Origin of the sequence: Actinomadura sp. NPDC049753 (assembly GCF_040674655.1) — a bacterium.
GTDB classification, from domain to species: Bacteria; Actinomycetota; Actinomycetes; order Streptosporangiales; family Streptosporangiaceae; genus Spirillospora; species Spirillospora verrucosospora.
This window is the reverse complement of sequence record NZ_JBFARL010000191.1, coordinates 1-14,867: the sequence shown is the minus strand read 5'-3', so window position 1 is coordinate 14,867 and position 14,867 is coordinate 1. Positions and strand designations below refer to the sequence as shown.

The following is a 14,867-nucleotide window of genomic DNA, read 5'->3' as shown; positions in this document are numbered from 1 at the left end:
GCCGCGCCGCCGGGCGGGCCGGAGGCGCGCTTGGCCGCGGCGGTGCGGGTCGCGGAGGCCAGGGCGCCGCGCGCCGCGCCGATCAGCGCGGAGATGCAGGTCAGCCCGCCCACGGCAGGAAGCGGGACGTTGTGCTGCGGCGCCTTCGAGGTGTGGTTCACCCCGCCCATCACCTCCTTGAACAGCGCCGTGCGGTGGGCCGGCACGAACGCCTCGTCCACCACGAGGGTGTGGCTGCCGGTGGCGCGCATGCCGACCGCGTTCCAGGTCGGCTCGAAGGCGAAGTCGGCGCGGGGCACCGCGAAGAAGCGCGGCTCGACGCCGCCGCCCGCGGGCCCCGAGATGAACGCCCAGTCGGCGAACTCGACGCCGCTGACGTAGCGCCAGCGCCCGCGCAGCAGGAAGCCGCCCTCGGTCTCCTCGGCGGACCCGGCGGGCACCAGGCCGGGAACGAGCAGCGCGCCCGGGGTGCCGTCCCACAGGTCGCGCTGCCCCTCGGTGGGCAGGTGGGCGGCGAACCGGCCGGTGTAGGCGAGCATCGCGGCGCACCAGGCGGTGGACGCGCACGCCTCGCCGAGCCGGACGACCGCGGCGGTCAGCTCGCGGAACGTGGACTCCGCGCCGCCCCAGCGGGCGGGCACGAAGTGGCGGGGCAGGGCGGTCGCGGCCACGGCGGCGACGGCCTCGTCGTTCAGCCGCCCGGTGCGGTCGGCCTCGCCGGCGTGCTCGGCGGCGGCCCGCACCGCGGCGTCCAGGGCCGTGCGCTCGTCGGTCATGGCGGTGGTCACGTTCATCACTCCAGACGGGTCACCAGGTGACGGGCAGCGCCTCGACGCCGTACACGAGTCCGCCGTCCTTGAAGGACAGCTCCTCGAACGGGACGGCGAGCCGAAGCCCCGGCAGCCGGCGGTAGAGGGTGCGGAAGACGACCTCCAGCTCCAGCCGGGCCAGCTCGGACCCGAGGCACAGGTGGCGGCCGTGGCCGAAGGCCAGGTGCTTGCGGGACCCGCGGGTGATGTCGAGCTCGTCGGGGCGCTCGAACGCCTCGGGGTCGCGGTTGGCGGCGGCGGTGAGCGGGAAGACGCCCTCGCCCTCCCGCACCCGCGTGCCGGAGATCGTCAGGTCGGTGCGCGCGACGCGGGCGGTGGTGAGGTCGGTGACGCTGAGATAGCGCAGCAGTTCCTCGACGGCCGGCGGCGCGAGGTCGGGGTCGCCGCGCAGCAGGTCGAGCTGGTCCGGGTGGCGCAGCAGCGCGAGCGTGCCCACCGCGATCATGCTGGCGGTGCTCTCGTGCCCGCCGTTGAACAGCAGCCGGGTCAGGTGGACGAGCTCGTCGAAGTCGTCCTCGCGCGGGAACGCGCCGGTGAGCTTGGAGACGAGGTCCTCGCCGGGGTCGTCGTACTTGGCGGCGACCAGGTCGCGGAAGTAGGCGTCCAGCTGGTTGACGGCCTCCTTGCGCTCGGCGGCCGTGGCCGTCCCGCCGAACATGGTGCGGGTGCGCACGTGGAGGAAGTCCTTGTCGCGCGGCGGGATCCCCAGCAGCTCCATGATCACCGAGATGGTGATCGGCAGGGCGAAGGCGCTGAGCAGGTCGCGCGGCGGCCCCGCGTCCTCCAGCGCGGCCACCTGCGCGTCCACGATCTCCTCGACGCGGGGCCGCAGCAGCTTGACGCGGCGGACGGTGAAGTCCTTGGCGACGCGCTTGCGGTAGTCGGTGTGCCGGGGCGGGTCCATCCCGAGCAGCGACGAGTTGAGCGTGAAGTCCTTGGGGATCGGGAACGGCGCGGGGAATCCCGGGCGGCCGCGGTCGTTGCCGAGCCGCTCGTCGTTCAGGGCCTCGCGGACCTCCGCGTACCGGGTGACCACCCAGGTCGGCTCGCCCGCCGACCGCGGGACCCGGGTGAGGCCCGGCCGCTCGCGGCACTCGCGGTGCCGGTCGGGCGGGGCGAACGGGCCGGGGCGGCTCCAGGGGAAGGGCGCGCCGCGCGGCTCGGCGTCGTGCGGATGGTCCTGCCCGGCGGGCGTGGGCTCGTGGTCAGGCATGGCTGTCTCCTGGGGTGAGGGTGGCGGCGAAGCGCGCGAGCGTCTCGCCGGGGCTCGGGCCGTCGATGGCCGCGCGGATGCGCCCGGCGGCCTCGCCGTGCCGCGCCAGCTCGACGTGGGCCAGCTCCACGCGGGTCGCCCCGGGCCCGCGCGGGGTGAAGGTCACTTCGACGCGGCTGGCCCGCTCGTCGCCGTCGACGGGACGGAACGCGCCGTCGATGCGCCAGGTCAGCACGAGGCGCCGCGGCGGGTCCCAGGCGAGCACCCGGCCCCAGTCGAGCTCGGAGCCGTCGGTGGATCGCTCGTACCAGCGGCCGCCGACCCGGGGTTCGAAGATCACCCGTTCTCGCGCGGCGACCAGCGCGTGGCTCTCGGGCCACCAGTCGCTCGGCCGTCCGGTGAAGTGCGCGAAGGCGCGGGCCGCGGGCACCGGGACGTCGACGGACTTGCGGACGGGAGGGACCGTGGCGGAGGTCGCTGACTGGCTCGCATCCATGTCCCCAATCTCGCCCGCGCCCGTCGACGTCCTGTCGGGATGCTGTCGAGGCGGGGTCAGCCGCGCGCGGCCCGCTCCTCGTCCGGGCGGATCCTCGGGACGGCGAGGGCGGCGGCCACGCCCAGCAGCGGGAACAGCGCCGAGACCAGCAGGGCGCGGTCGAAGCCCGCGGCGAGGGCCCGCGTGGTGACGTGCGCGCCGTGCGCGACGCCGGAGGTGTGCGCGGCGGCGACGACGGCGAGGATGCCGAGGCCGAGGGCTCCGCCGACCTGGCGGCTGGTGTTGAGCAGCCCCGAGACGAGGCCCTGCTCGCGGTAGCCGACCTCGGAGGTGCCCGCGACGGTCATGGACGCCGACACCAGGCCCTGCCCGATGCCGAGGACCAGCGTCGGGCCGAACAGGTCGGTCAGGAAGCCGGCGCCGGCGCCGGCGCGCGACAGCCAGGCAAGGCCGGCCGCCGACAGCAGCAGCCCGGCCACGAGCAGCGGCCGCGGCCCGGTCCTGGGCACCAGCGGGGCGATGCCGCGCGCGGCCGCGACGATGCCGAGCGACAGCGGCAGGTAGGCGAACCCGGTCTCCAGGGGGCTGTAGCCGAGGACGAGCTGGAGCAGCAGGGTGAACAGGAAGAACGTCCCCCACAGGGCGGCGGTGCTGGTGAACGCGACCAGGTTGGCCGCCGTCACCGAGCGGTTGCGGAAGATGCCGAGCGGCACCAGCGGGTGGCTTCTCCGGCGGGCCTCGTTCACCGCGAACAGGACGAGCAGGAGTACCGCCGCGCCCAGGCTCGCGACGATCTGCGGCGAGTCCCAGCCCTCCTTCTCGGACCGGACGATGCCGTACACGAGCAGGATCAGCCCGGCCGTGATGGCGAGGGCGCCGGGCAGGTCCATCCGGCGGTCGTCGTCCTCCTTACGGGACTCGGTGACCGCGTACACGGCGCCCACCGTCAGCACGACGCCGACCGGAACGTTGACGAGCAGGATCCAGCGCCAGGAGAGCCATTCGGTGATGGCGCCGCCGACCAGCGCGCCGATGGCGCCGCCTCCCGCGGCGACCGCGCCCCAGAGCCCGAACGCCCGGGCCCGACGCTCCCTGTCGGTGAAGGTGGTGCCGAGGACGGTGAGCGTCGCCGGCGCCATGACGGCCGCGCCCAGCCCCTGGACCCCCCGCGCGGCGAGCAGCGAGGCCGGGTTCCAGGCCAGGCCGCCGGCCAGGCTGGCGAGCGTGAACACGGCGATGCCGCCGAGGAACACCCGGCGCCGCCCGTAGATGTCGGCGAGCCGCCCGCCGAGCAGCAGGAACCCCGCGAACACGATGGTGTACGCGTTGATGATCCATTGCAGCGAGTCGGTCCGGAAATGCAGGGCCGTCCTGATCGAGGGCAGCGCGACGTTCATCACCGAGGCGTCCAGCACCACCAGGAACTGGCCCGCGCAGCAGACGGCGAGGACGAGCCCGAGCCGCTCCGACGTGCCCTTTTCGGCCACCGTCGTTTCTGTCGTCACCGAGGATCACTCCTCTTCGGTCGACGAGTCGTTCTCTGACGGGGCGCTTGATAACCGAGCGCCGGAGGCGGAAACGCGATCGCCCCGGCCGCGGAGTACTCCTTTCGATACCCCGGCCGGCCCGGAAGGCGCACGCGGCGGTGGACGTTCGGGGCCCCAGACCTCTCCGAACGACGATGGCGCGCTTAGAAAGCGGCTTCCTGGCAAAAAGCGGCGAATGCCGTGAATAGCCACGAACAGATTGATGGAGGGCGAAACTCAGATGCTCCGCTTCAAGCTGCTCGGCCCGCTGGAGGTCGTGGGCGGCGGCGGACCGGCGTTCGCACCGACCGCGCCGCGCGTGCTGAACACGCTCGCGCTGCTGCTGGTGCGCGCGGGCCGCGTCGTGCCGCTCGACACGATCATCGAGGAGCTGTGGGGCGACGACCCGCCGCGCAGCGCGGCCCGCACCGCCCAGACGTACGTGTACCAGATCCGGCGCTGGCTGACCGCCGAGGGGACGCCGGAGCGGGACGGCGGCGGGGCCGGGGACACGGGCGGGGACGGGGCCGGGGACGGCGACGTCCTGCTCACCCGCCCGCCCGGCTACATGCTGGAGGTCTCCCCCGAGCAGCTGGACCTCAGCCGGTTCGACCGGCTGCTCGCCCAGGGCCGCGGGCTGCTGCAGGACGGCCGCTCCGCCGAGGCCGTGGAGCCGCTCTGCGACGCGCTCGACCTCTGGACCGGTCCCCCGCTGGCCAACGTCGAGCTCGGCCGGGTGCTGGAGAGCCACGCGGCGGCGCTGGACGAGCACCGCGCGCACGCGCTGAACCTGCGCATCGAGGCCGACCTGCGGCTCGGACGGCACCGCGAGCTCATCGGCGAGCTGCGCTCACTGGTCGCCCTCAAGCCGTACGACGAGTGGTACCACGCTCTTCTGGTGTGCGCGCTGGCACGTTCCGGGCGCCGCTACGACGCGCTGGAGGCCTTCCATTCGGCCCGCAACATCCTCGCCGAGGACCTCGGGCTCAGCCCGTCTCCCGAGCTCAACGAGGTGCACGCCGCCGTCCTGCAGGGCGAGCAGCCCAGGACGCCGCTGACGTGCACGGCGCCGAAGACGGCGGCGGCCCGCGGCCCCGCGCCCGGCACGCCCGCAGTGCCGGGTCCGCGGGCCCCGCGGACCGCCGGGCCCTCGCCCGCGCAGACCGTCCGCTGACGGCGGCGCGGCTCCCGCCGCACGACTCCCGCAACACGACTCAGAAAGGGGACGCACCATGCCCACCACCATGCCCACCACGATCACCCCGGCCGAACTGCGGGCCGGCATCGACAACTTCTACGCCTGGCACATGCAACTCCTCGACGCCGGAAGGGTCGAGGAGTGGGCGGACGCTTTCACCCCCGACGGCGTGTTCGACGCCCAGGGTCATCCCGAGCCCGTCCGCGGGCGGGAGAAGATCCGGTCGGCGTCCCGGACGGTCGCCGACAAGCTCGCCGAGGCGGGGATCGTCCGGCGCCACTGGCTCGGGATGAGCCACATCACCCCCGAGGACGGGGCCGTCCGGGTCGCCAGCTACGCGCTGGTGTTCCAGTCGAGCAAGGAGAAGGGGACCGTCCTGCACGCGAGCACGACCTGCGAGGACGTTCTCGTTCCGGACGGCGGCTCCTGGCAGATCCGGGAGCGGGTCGTCCGGGTCGACGGGATGTCCTGACCGCCCGTTCCCCGGATCATCGGGAATGGCGCGCGAAAGAGCCGGCGGCCCGTGCGGGCCGCCGGCTCTTTCGCCGTTCATGGATTCATTCAGGCGTGTTCACACCGTCCGCGCCTACACCGTCTCCTTGATCCTGGCGTTGACGAAGTCCAGGTATTCGCGGGGCGTCCTCAGTTCGGCGGTCTCCTCTTCGGGCAGTTCGATGCCGAGCATCCGCTCGACCTGCGCGGTGGTCTCCATGACGGCCAGCGAGTCGTAGCCCAGTTCGGAGAACGGCACTTCCAGCAGATCGCCCGATTCGTCGAGGTTCTCCGCCTCGCCCGCCGCCGCCCGCAGGGCGTTCTTCAGGTCGTCCAGGGTCAGTTCCTTCACTTTCCGCTCCTCTCGTTCTCCGCGTACCGCTTGGCGGCGCGCAGGGTCGCCCTGCTGTTGGCGCCGAGCGTCTCGCGGATCTTCTCGCGCACCGCCGGCAGGTCCATCCCGCCGGCGGCCGGTCCCCGCAGCGCCCCGGGGTCGATGACGACCGTGTGCCGGGACGTGACGCGCACCGCGCCGTCCCCGGCGTCCTCGAACAGCCACTCGCCGTTGTGCGTGCGCATGACCGGCGGCGTCGTGGTCTGCTTGTAGACGATCCGCTCGCCGGGCACGCACACCCGGCCGGACGCGGTGGTGTGCGCGGAGCCGTCCGGCGACCGGGTGTCCATCTCCATGAACTGGAGGCCGGGCTCGTCCTCGGTCAGGGCCACGCTCAGCACGTGCGGGAGCCGCTCGGGCCACCGGTCGCACTCGTTGACGAAGTCGTACGCCGCCTCCAGCGGCCCTCGGACGAGCTCGGCGTCGCTGAACTCCAGGGTCAGGCCGTCGTCGGCGCCGGTCTCGGCCGCGCGCCTGAGCGCGTCCAGCTCCGCCGTGCTGTTGCTTTCGACGGCGCGGTCGATGAGCGCGAGGGCGTCCGGGTCGTCGTCGACGGCGGCGTAGTCGTGGACCAGGGAGACGCGGGAGCCGCCGTCCCCGTCCGGCCCGATCCGCCAGGTCCCGCGCATCTCGGCGACCGGGGCGCTCGGCTCGGCCTGCGCGAACTCGACGGTCCGCGCGGCGGGGTCGAGGGCGCGGGCCGACACCCAGGTGCGGAGCGCGCCGTTGGCGAGCGCCCAGATCCGTATGCGTTCGGCCCGGTCGTCGCCGGAGACGCGGACGGCGTGCACGGTCGGCGGGAAATGCACCGGCCAGGTCGTCACGTCCGCCACGATCCGGTAGACCTCGTCCGGCGGCGCGGCGATCCGCGTCGTGTGCTCGGTGTGCCGGACGGTCGCCGCGGTGTCCTCTCGCAGGGTCATACGCCGCTCCTCAGAAGTTGCCGAGCCCGCCGCACACGTTGATCGCCTGGGCCGTGACCGCGCCGGTGTCGGGACCGGCCAGGTAGGCGACCATCGCGGCGACCTCCTCGGGCGCGGTGTACCGGCCCAGCGGGATCTTCGCCTCGAACCGGGCCAGGACCTCGCCCTCGGTGACGTCCCAGTAGTCGGCGTAGCCGCGCCGGATGTTCTCCGCCATGGGCGTCTCGACGTAGCCGGGGCAGACGGCGTTGACGGTGACGCCGCTCTTGGCCAGCTCCAGGCCGAGCGCCTTGGTGAAGCCGACGACGCCGTGCTTGGACGCCGAGTACGGCGCCCCGAGGACGACGCCCTGCTTGCCCGCCGTGGACGCGATGTTGATGACGCGCCCCCACCCGGCGTCCTTGAGGCCGGACGCCAGGAACGCGCGGGTCACGCGGAAGACGCTGGTCAGGTTGGTGGCGATGACGTCGTCCCAAAGCTCGTCGGGGATCTCGGCGGTCTGCCCGCCGCCGCCCCGGCCGACGTTGTTGACCAGGACGTTGATCGGTCCCGCCGCGTTGGCCTCCTCGACCGCGGACCGGACCTGGCCGGCGTCGCGGACGTCGCAGGGGGCGCCGTCCACGTCGCCGCCGGCGTCCCGCAGCTCCTTGACCGTTCCGGCGACGGCGTCGGCGTCGCGCGCGCAGATGAACACCCGCGCGCCGTCGCCGGCCAGCCGCTCGGCGACCGCGCGGCCGATGCCGCTGGTCGCCCCGCTCACGAAGGCGTGCCGTTCGCGCTGCTCGCTCATCGTGCCTCCTCCTTCTCATCGGCGTCCGGTTGCCCGGGCGGCAGCGCCGCCCGGATGACCCCGGCCAGTTCGGCGGGGGTCGGGTTGTCCATGACCGCGGTGGTCGGCAGCTCGATCCCCAGCTCGCGGTTGACGCGGTTGCGCAGGTCGACGCTGAGCAGGGAGTCGAAGCCGAGTTCCTTGAACGCGTCGTCCGGTCCGACGCCGCCGGGCTCGGGGTATCCGAGGATCTCCCCTGCGGTGTCGCACACGGCCGCGGTCAGGACGCGTTCCAGGTCGTCGGCCGACGCGCCGCGCACGCGCTCGGCGAGGCCGCCGCGCGGCGCCTCGTCCGGCCGGTCCGGCTCGGGTTCGCCGGCGACGAGGCCGGCGAGCATCGGGACCGTGCCCGGCCGCACGTCGCGGACGTCCAGGTTCACCGGGACCAGGTGGTCGTGCGGCGCCCGGAGCGCCGCGTCGAAGAGAGCGAGCCCGCGTTCGGCGGGCAGCGGCGCGATGCCCGTGCGGCGCAGCCTGCCGACCTGGTCGTCCGACAGGTGCCCGGTCATGCCGCCGCGCTCGTCCCACAGGCCCCAGGAGAGCGAGACGGCGGGCAGCCCCTGGGCGCGCCGCCGCTGGGCCAGCGCGTCCAGCCAGGTGTTGGCGGCGGCATAGTTGGACTGCCCGGGCGCGCCGAGCACTCCGACCGCCGAGGAGAACATCACGAAGGCCGTCAGATCCGTCTCCCGGGTCAGCTCGTGGAGGTGCCAGGCGGCGTCCACCTTGGGCCGCAGGACGGCGTCCAGGCGTTCACCGGTCAGGGTCGCGGCGAGGCCGTCGTCCAGCACGCCGGCGGCGTGCACCACGGCGGTCGGGGGGTGCTCGGCCAGCAGGCGGGCCACGGCGTCGCGGTCGGAGGTGTCGCAGGCGGGGAAGGCGACCTCGGCGCCGAGTCCGGTCAGCTCGGCCTCCAGCGCGTGGACGCCGTCGGCGGAGCGTCCGCGGCGGCCCGCCAGGACGAGCCTGCGCACGCCGTGCTCGCGGACGAGGTGCCGCGCCAGAAGGGCGCCCAGCCTCCCCGTGCCGCCGGTGATGAGGACCGTTCCGTCGGGGGTGAGGGCCTCCGGGGGCGGGACGGTCAGGACGAGCTTGCCGATGTGCTCGGCGTGCCGCAGGGTCCGCAGCGCCTCGGGCGCCCGCCGCACGTCGTGGACCTGGAGCGGGAGGGGCGGCAGCGCGCCCGCCTCGTGCAGGCCGAGCACGGTCCGCAGCACCTCGCCGACCCGTTCGGGCTCGACGCTGAGCAGGTCGTACGCGGCGTACCGGACACCGGCGTGCTCGGCCTCCACCGCGCCGGGGTCGCGCAGGTCGGTCTTGCCGATCTCCACGAAGCGGCCGCCGGGGCGCAGCACGCGAAGCGAGGCGTCCACGGTCTCGCGGGCCAGCGAGTTGAGGACGACGTCGACGTGTCCCCGGAACCGCTCCTCGAACTCCAGGTCGCGGGAGGAGGCGATGCGGTCGTCGCCGAGGCCGAGCTCGCGCAGGACGTGCTGCTTGCGCGGGCTCGCGGTGGCGTACACCTCGGCGCCCAGGTGCCGCGCGAGGTGGAGGGCGGCCAGCCCCACGCCGCCGGTGGCCGCGTGGATCAGCACGCTCTCCCCGCGCCGCAGCCCGGCGATCTCGACCAGGCACTGGTAGGCGGTGGCGAAGACGATCGGCACCGACGCAGCCCGGGTGAACGTCCAGCCGGGCGGCATCGGCGCGACCTGCCGGGCGTCGGCGACCGCGACGGGCCCGTGGGACCGCTCGAACACGCCCGCGACCCGGTCTCCAGGGCGGAGCGCGGTGACGCCGGGGCCGGTCTCGGTGACGATCCCGGCTCCCTCGCTGCCCATGGTCCGCTCGGTGGAGACCAGGCGCAGGGCGACGGCGACGTCCCGGAAGTTCAGTCCGGAGGCGCGGACGGCGATGCGGACCTCGCCCTCGCCGAGCGGCCGCCCGGCCTCGGGGGCGGGGACGAGCGCCAGGTCACGGAGCGAGCCCCGACGGGTGACGTCCAGCCGCCAAGGGATCCCGTCCGGCGGGGTGAGTCCGTCGTCGCCGGGCAGGGCCAGCCGAGGCGTGTACAGGCGGCCCCGCCTGACCGCCAGCTCGGGTTCGCCGGTGGCGAGCGCCTTGGGCAGCGCCTTATCGGAGCGCGGGTCGCCGTCCACGTCGATCAGGACGAGGCGGCCCTGCCGTTCGGCGCGGACCGAGCGCACGAGCCCGGTCACCGCCGCCTGGGACAGTCCGGAGACCTCGTCGCCCGCGCGGACGCGCTGCGCGTTCTCGGTGACGACGGCGACGGCGTCGGAGGTCTTCTGGATCTCTTCCAGGACGGCGCGTGCGGCGCGGTGGGCGTCGTCAGGCACGAGGCCGTCCAGGTCGGGGACGCGCACGACGCGCACGTCGGACGGACCGCCGTCCGGCTCGTCCGTCACCTCACGCCATCGCGTCTCGTAGAGGTCACCGGACGCGTCGTCGGCGAGCGGCCTCAGGTCCAGCGAATCGACGGCGGCGACCATCCGCCCCTCGGCGTCGGCCGCCTCCAGCCGGGCCGTCCCGTCGCCGGCGCGGCTCAGCCGCACGCGCAGGGCGGACGTGTCGGCGGGACGGCAGGTGACGCCCTTCCAGACGAACGGCACCTCCGGAGGCCCCTCCCCCGGCAGCAGCAGCGGGTGCAGGGCCGCGTCCAGCAGCGCCGGATGGACGCGGTGCGCGCCCCGGTCCTGGTCGGAGACGACCTCGGCGTAGAGGTCGTCGCCGTCCCTCCAGGCGCGCCGCAGGCCGCGGAAGGCGGGGCCGTAGGCGTAGCCGCGTCCGGCGAGCCCGGCGTAGGCGCCGTCCAGGGGCACCGGTTCCGCGCTGGGCGGCGGCCACTCCTCCGCGCGTCCCGCGGGCCCGGCGTCGTCCTCCAGGCTTCCGGTGGCGTGCCGCGTCCAGTCGCCCCCGTCGCCGGGACGGGACTCCACGACGACCGACAGGTCCGCGCCGGCGAGCAGCCGAACCTCGACCTCGCCGGAGGCGGGGACGTTCAGCGGGCGTTCCAGCACCAGCTCGCGCAGCCGGCCGTGGCCGACCCGCGCGCCCGCCGAGCAGGCCATCTCGACCAGGGCGGTGCCCGGCAGCAGGATCGCGCCGGCGACCTCGTGGTCGGCGAGCCACGGGTGCCGCGCGACGGACAGCCGCCCCGTGCGCAGGAGCCCGCCGCCGGGCAGTTCCACTTCGACGTCCAGCAGCGGATGCCCGGCCTTCGCCGCGCCCGCGACGCCCGCCGCGCCCCCGGTCCCGGCGGACCGCCAGTACCGCCGGGACTCGAAGGGGTAGGTCGGCATCGGCACGATCCGGCCGTCGGGGACGAACGCGCCCCAGTCCACCGGCATGCCATCGACGTAGGCGGCGGCGGCGCCGGTGAGGAAGTCCGCGAGCCCGCCGCCGTCGCGCCTCAGCGTGCCGAGGACGGTCACCTCCCCCTCGCCCGCCGTGCCCTCGCCCGCCGTGCCCTCGATCGCCCGGGCCAGCACCGGATGCGGGCTGACCTCGACGAACCGCGTGTGCCCGGCGTCGATGAGCCCGCGCACCACGTCCCGGAACCGCACGGTTCCGCGGATGTTGTCGAACCAGTAGTGCTCGTCCATCGCCCGGTCGAGCGGCCCGCCGGTCAGCGTCGACCACAGCGGGACGTCCGGCGCGGCCGGGGCGAGCCCGGCGAGGTCGGCGAGGAGCGGGTCGCGCATCGGCTCCATCGCCTCGGTGTGGGAGGCGTAGTCCACGTCCACGCTCCGCGCGTCGACGCCCTCGTCCTGGAGCCGGGCGACGAACCCGTCGAGCGCGTCGGCGTCCCCGGCGACGACCGTGGATGACGGCCCGTTCACCGCCGCCGTCCACACCCGGGCGGGCAGGTCGATCTCATCGGCGGGCAGCGGCACCGAGGCCATGCCTCCGCTGCCCGCGACCTTCCGCAGCGCCCGGCTGCGCAGGCACGCCACCTTGGCGGCGTCGTCCAGCGACAGGGCGCCGGACACGCAGGCGGCCGCGATCTCGCCCTGGGAATGCCCGACCACCGCCGCCGGACGGATCCCGGCCGACTCCCACAGGCGGGCGAGCGACACCATGACGGCGAACAGCGCCGGCTGGACGACGTCCACCCGGTCCAGCGGGTCGTTCTCCAGCACGTCCGCGAGCGACCAGTCGCAGTGCGCCGACAGGGCCCGCTCGCACTCGGCCATCCGCTCGCGGAACACCGGCGACTCGCGCAGCAGCTCCACGGCCATGCCGCGCCACTGCGCCCCCTGGCCGGGGAACACGAACACCGGATCCGAGGCGTCGCGCGCCTGGGCCCGCACGAGGGCGGGCGACCGGTAGCCGCGCACGGCCGCCGGCACCTTGCCCCCGCCCGCCAGGATCTCCAGGCCGTCCATGAGGTCGTCGCGGGTGTCCCCGACGACCGCGGCGCGCCACCGCATCGGCGTGCGGGCCGCCAGCGTCCGGGCGATGTCGGCCGGGCGCTCCTGCGGATGCGCGGCCATGAACTCGCGGGCCCGTCCGGCCTGCGCGCGCAGCGCGGCGCTGGTGCGGGCCGACAGCGCGAGCGCGAAGGGCGCGGGGCTGTCCGGCTCTCCGGCGGGGCGTTCGGGCTCTTCGACGGGCCCGGCCTCCTCGACGATGACGTGCGCGTTGGTGCCGCTGATGCCGAACGAGGAGACGGCGGCGCGGCGGGGGCGGTCCGCGCGCGGCCACGGCACCGGCTCGGTCAGCAGGGCCAGGCCGCTGCCGTCCCAGTCCACGTGCGGGGACGGCGCGCGCAGGTGCAGGGTGCGGGGCAGCCGCCCGGCGCGCAGCGCCTCCACCATCTTGATCAGGCCGCCGACGCCCGCGGCGGCCTGGGCGTGCCCGATGTTGGACTTGAGGGAGCCCAGCCAGACCGGGTCGCCTCCGGCGCGGGCGGCGCCGTAGGTGCGGGCGAGGGCGCCCGCCTCGACGGGGTCGCCCAGCGCGGTCCCGGTTCCGTGCGCCTCGACGGCGTCCACGTCGGCGGGGCCGATGCCGGCGCGGTCCAGCGCATCGCGGATGACCTGCTCCTGCGCGGTGCCGTTCGGCGCCGTGAGCCCGTTGCTGGCGCCGTCCTGGTTGACGGCGCTGCCGCGCAGGACGGCCAGGACGGGACGTCCCGCCCGCCGGGCGTCGCCCAGGCGCTGCAGGACGACGAGCCCGGCGCCCTCCGCCCACGCCGTGCCGTCGGCGTCGGCGGAGAACGCCTTGCAGCGGCCGTCGGAGGCGAGCCCCTGCTGGCGGCCGAAGTCCAGGAACATGCCGGGGGTCGCCAGCACCGTCACGCCCCCGGCGAGCGCGGTGTCGCACTCGCCCTGCCGGATCGCCTGCGCGGCCATGTGCACGCTGACCAGGGACGCCGAGCACGCGGTGTCCACGGTGACGGCGGGGCCGCGAAGGCCGAGGACGTAGGCGATGCGCCCGGAGGCGACGCTGGGCGTGGTGCCGGTGAGCCGGTGGCCGCGGCTGCCGTCCTCGGGTTCGGCGAGGCGCGGGCCGTAGTCCTGCGCCGTGGCGCCGACGAAGACGCCGGTCCGGCTGCCGCGCAGGGTGTCGCGGTCGAGCCCGGCCCGCTCGAACGCCTCCCACGCGGTCTCCAGCAGCAGCCGCTGCTGCGGGTCGATCCCCGCCGCCTCGCGCGGCGAGATCCCGAAGAACGCGGCGTCGAACTCGGCGGCGCCGTCGAGGAACCCGCCCATGGCCGGGCCCTCCCGCACCTCGTCGAGGTCCCAGTCCCGGTCGTCCGGGAACGGCCCGATCGCGTCGGTCCCGGCGTCCACCAGCCGCCAGAGGTCCTCCGGCGATCGCACACCGCCCGGGTAGCGGCAGCCCATCGCGACGACCGCGATGTCGTCCTCGCCCCCGCCCGGATCGTCCCCGCCCGGCGCGGACGGCGCGGCGGTGGGACGGGACGGGGCGGGACGGGCCGCGGGTCCCGTCCGGAGGGCGTCGGCGAGCTCCGCGGCGGTGGGGTGGTCGAAGAGCAGGGAACCGGGCAGGTCCCGGCCGAGGGCGGCCGAGAGGCGGTCGCGGATCACCACGGCCATCCGCGAGTCCACGCCCAGTTCGCGGAACGGCACGTCGGGGCCGGCCTCCGCGCCGGTCCCGAGGACCTGTTCGAGGGTCTCGGCCACGAGCCGCCGGGTGTCGGTGTCCGGCGCCGCCGGAGCCTCGCCGGCGTCGGCGGTGTCGAGCCAGTGGCGGTCGCGCTGGAACGCGTACGTCGGCAGGTCGACCGGGCGGGCGCCCGTCCCGAAGAAGGCGCGCCAGTCGACCCGGCCGCCGGCGAGGTGGACGCCGGCCAGGGCCGTCACCACGCCCTGCGCCTCGTCCCGCCCGCCGGGCATGCAGGGCAGGGCGGTCACGGCGGGGTCGGAGACGTTCGCCGGCAGCAGGTCGGTGAGCGCGGTCCCGGGGCCGGATTCGACGAACCGCCGTGCCCCCAGCGCGTGCAGCGTTCTGAGGGCCTCGCCGAACCGGACGGTCCTGCGGGCGTTGGCGGCCCAGTGCCCGGGGTCCGCGAGCCGGCCGGCGTCCACCTGCCCGCCCGTCACGGAGGAGACGACGGCCGGCCCCGCGTCCGGCCGCCTCCAGTCGAGCCCGGCGGCCACGGCGCGCAGGTCGTCCAGCAGCGGTTCGACGAGCGGGGAATGGACGGCGCGTCCGATGCGCAGCCGCTTCGTGCGCCGCCCGGACGCGGCGAAGCGCTCGGCGGCCGCGGTCACCACCGCCTCCTCCCCCGCGATCACCACCGAGCGGGGGCCGTTCACGGCGGCGACGTCGGCGCGGTCCAGGCGGTCCGCGAGCGCGGCGCGGGCCTCGTCCTCGCCCGCCTCGACCGCGACCGCCCGCATCGCGGCCGACCTGCACCTGTCGGAGGGCACCGTCCGCAACTACCTGTCCACCGCGATGGCCAAGATGGGCGAACCCACCCGC

10 protein-coding genes and 1 pseudogene are annotated in these 14,867 nt (G+C 75.4%); 3 read left to right on the top strand and 8 right to left on the bottom strand.

Features of this window, described 5'->3' with window-relative positions; translation table 11 throughout:
• The 4 genes from AB0K37_RS33405 to AB0K37_RS33390 all read right to left on the bottom strand — a co-directional run.
• A partial coding sequence (locus AB0K37_RS33405; RefSeq protein ID WP_363987791.1) for a hydrolase occupies nt 1–794 on the bottom strand: 794 nt, incomplete at its 3' end.
• Nucleotides 795–807: 13 nt separating this feature from the next.
• Nucleotides 808–2,043 carry a cytochrome P450 gene (locus AB0K37_RS33400; protein ID WP_363987789.1) on the bottom strand — a complete coding sequence of 412 codons (1,236 nt, stop codon included), beginning with the start codon at nt 2,041–2,043 and terminating at the stop codon, nt 808–810.
• Nucleotides 2,036–2,539, bottom strand: a complete 504-nt coding sequence (locus AB0K37_RS33395) for an SRPBCC family protein (RefSeq protein WP_363987788.1) — start codon at nt 2,537–2,539, stop codon at nt 2,036–2,038. The genes AB0K37_RS33400 and AB0K37_RS33395 overlap by 8 nt, the downstream gene beginning before the upstream one ends.
• Nucleotides 2,540–2,595: 56 nt before the next feature.
• Complete coding sequence (locus tag AB0K37_RS33390) at nt 2,596–4,044, bottom strand: MFS transporter (RefSeq protein WP_363987786.1); 1,449 nt, start codon at nt 4,042–4,044, stop codon at nt 2,596–2,598.
• 262 nt (nt 4,045–4,306) lie between these two features.
• Here AB0K37_RS33390 and AB0K37_RS33385 point away from each other — a divergent pair, with 262 nt between their 5' ends.
• Both AB0K37_RS33385 and AB0K37_RS33380 read left to right on the top strand, forming a co-directional pair.
• Nucleotides 4,307–5,239: an AfsR/SARP family transcriptional regulator gene (locus AB0K37_RS33385; RefSeq protein ID WP_363987784.1), complete on the top strand. Its 933-nt coding sequence runs from the start codon at nt 4,307–4,309 to the stop codon at nt 5,237–5,239.
• 58 nt (nt 5,240–5,297) lie between these two features.
• Nucleotides 5,298–5,735 (top strand): nuclear transport factor 2 family protein, encoded by a 438-nt coding sequence (locus AB0K37_RS33380; RefSeq protein ID WP_363987782.1) that lies wholly within the window; start codon nt 5,298–5,300, stop codon nt 5,733–5,735.
• A gap of 114 nt (nt 5,736–5,849) precedes the next feature.
• Here AB0K37_RS33380 and AB0K37_RS33375 read toward each other — a convergent pair whose 3' ends face one another.
• The 4 genes from AB0K37_RS33375 to AB0K37_RS33360 are packed head-to-tail and all read right to left on the bottom strand — an operon-like array spanning nt 5,850 to nt 14,785.
• Nucleotides 5,850–6,107 (bottom strand): acyl carrier protein, encoded by a 258-nt coding sequence (locus AB0K37_RS33375; RefSeq protein ID WP_363987781.1) that lies wholly within the window; start codon nt 6,105–6,107, stop codon nt 5,850–5,852.
• Nucleotides 6,104–7,072, bottom strand: coding sequence for an aromatase/cyclase (locus AB0K37_RS33370; protein WP_363987779.1), 969 nt, complete (start codon nt 7,070–7,072; stop codon nt 6,104–6,106). Before AB0K37_RS33370 ends, AB0K37_RS33375 begins: the two co-directional genes overlap by 4 nt.
• A gap of 10 nt (nt 7,073–7,082) precedes the next feature.
• Complete coding sequence (locus AB0K37_RS33365; RefSeq protein WP_363987777.1) at nt 7,083–7,862, bottom strand: SDR family NAD(P)-dependent oxidoreductase; 780 nt, start codon at nt 7,860–7,862, stop codon at nt 7,083–7,085.
• Nucleotides 7,859–14,785, bottom strand: coding sequence for an acyltransferase domain-containing protein (locus AB0K37_RS33360; RefSeq protein WP_363987775.1), 6,927 nt, complete (start codon nt 14,783–14,785; stop codon nt 7,859–7,861). The genes AB0K37_RS33365 and AB0K37_RS33360 overlap by 4 nt, the downstream gene beginning before the upstream one ends.
• Here AB0K37_RS33360 and AB0K37_RS33355 point away from each other — a divergent pair.
• A pseudogene (locus AB0K37_RS33355) lies at nt 14,745–14,867 on the top strand (LuxR C-terminal-related transcriptional regulator); the annotation flags it as partial. The gene AB0K37_RS33360 and the pseudogene AB0K37_RS33355 sit on opposite strands and share 41 nt — an antisense overlap.

Excerpts from the sequence above, each read along its gene's own strand:
- AB0K37_RS33400 (WP_363987789.1), bottom strand. The coding sequence starts at position 2,043 with ATGCCTGACCACGAGCCCACGCCCGCCGGGCAGGACCATCCGCACGAC.
- AB0K37_RS33395 (WP_363987788.1), bottom strand. The coding sequence starts at position 2,539 with ATGGATGCGAGCCAGTCAGCGACCTCCGCCACGGTCCCTCCCGTCCGC.
- AB0K37_RS33385 (WP_363987784.1), top strand. The coding sequence starts at position 4,307 with ATGCTCCGCTTCAAGCTGCTCGGCCCGCTGGAGGTCGTGGGCGGCGGC.
- AB0K37_RS33380 (WP_363987782.1), top strand. The coding sequence starts at position 5,298 with ATGCCCACCACCATGCCCACCACGATCACCCCGGCCGAACTGCGGGCC.
- AB0K37_RS33370 (WP_363987779.1), bottom strand. The coding sequence starts at position 7,072 with ATGACCCTGCGAGAGGACACCGCGGCGACCGTCCGGCACACCGAGCAC.
- AB0K37_RS33365 (WP_363987777.1), bottom strand. The coding sequence starts at position 7,862 with ATGAGCGAGCAGCGCGAACGGCACGCCTTCGTGAGCGGGGCGACCAGC.
- AB0K37_RS33360 (WP_363987775.1), bottom strand. The coding sequence starts at position 14,785 with ATGCGGGCGGTCGCGGTCGAGGCGGGCGAGGACGAGGCCCGCGCCGCG.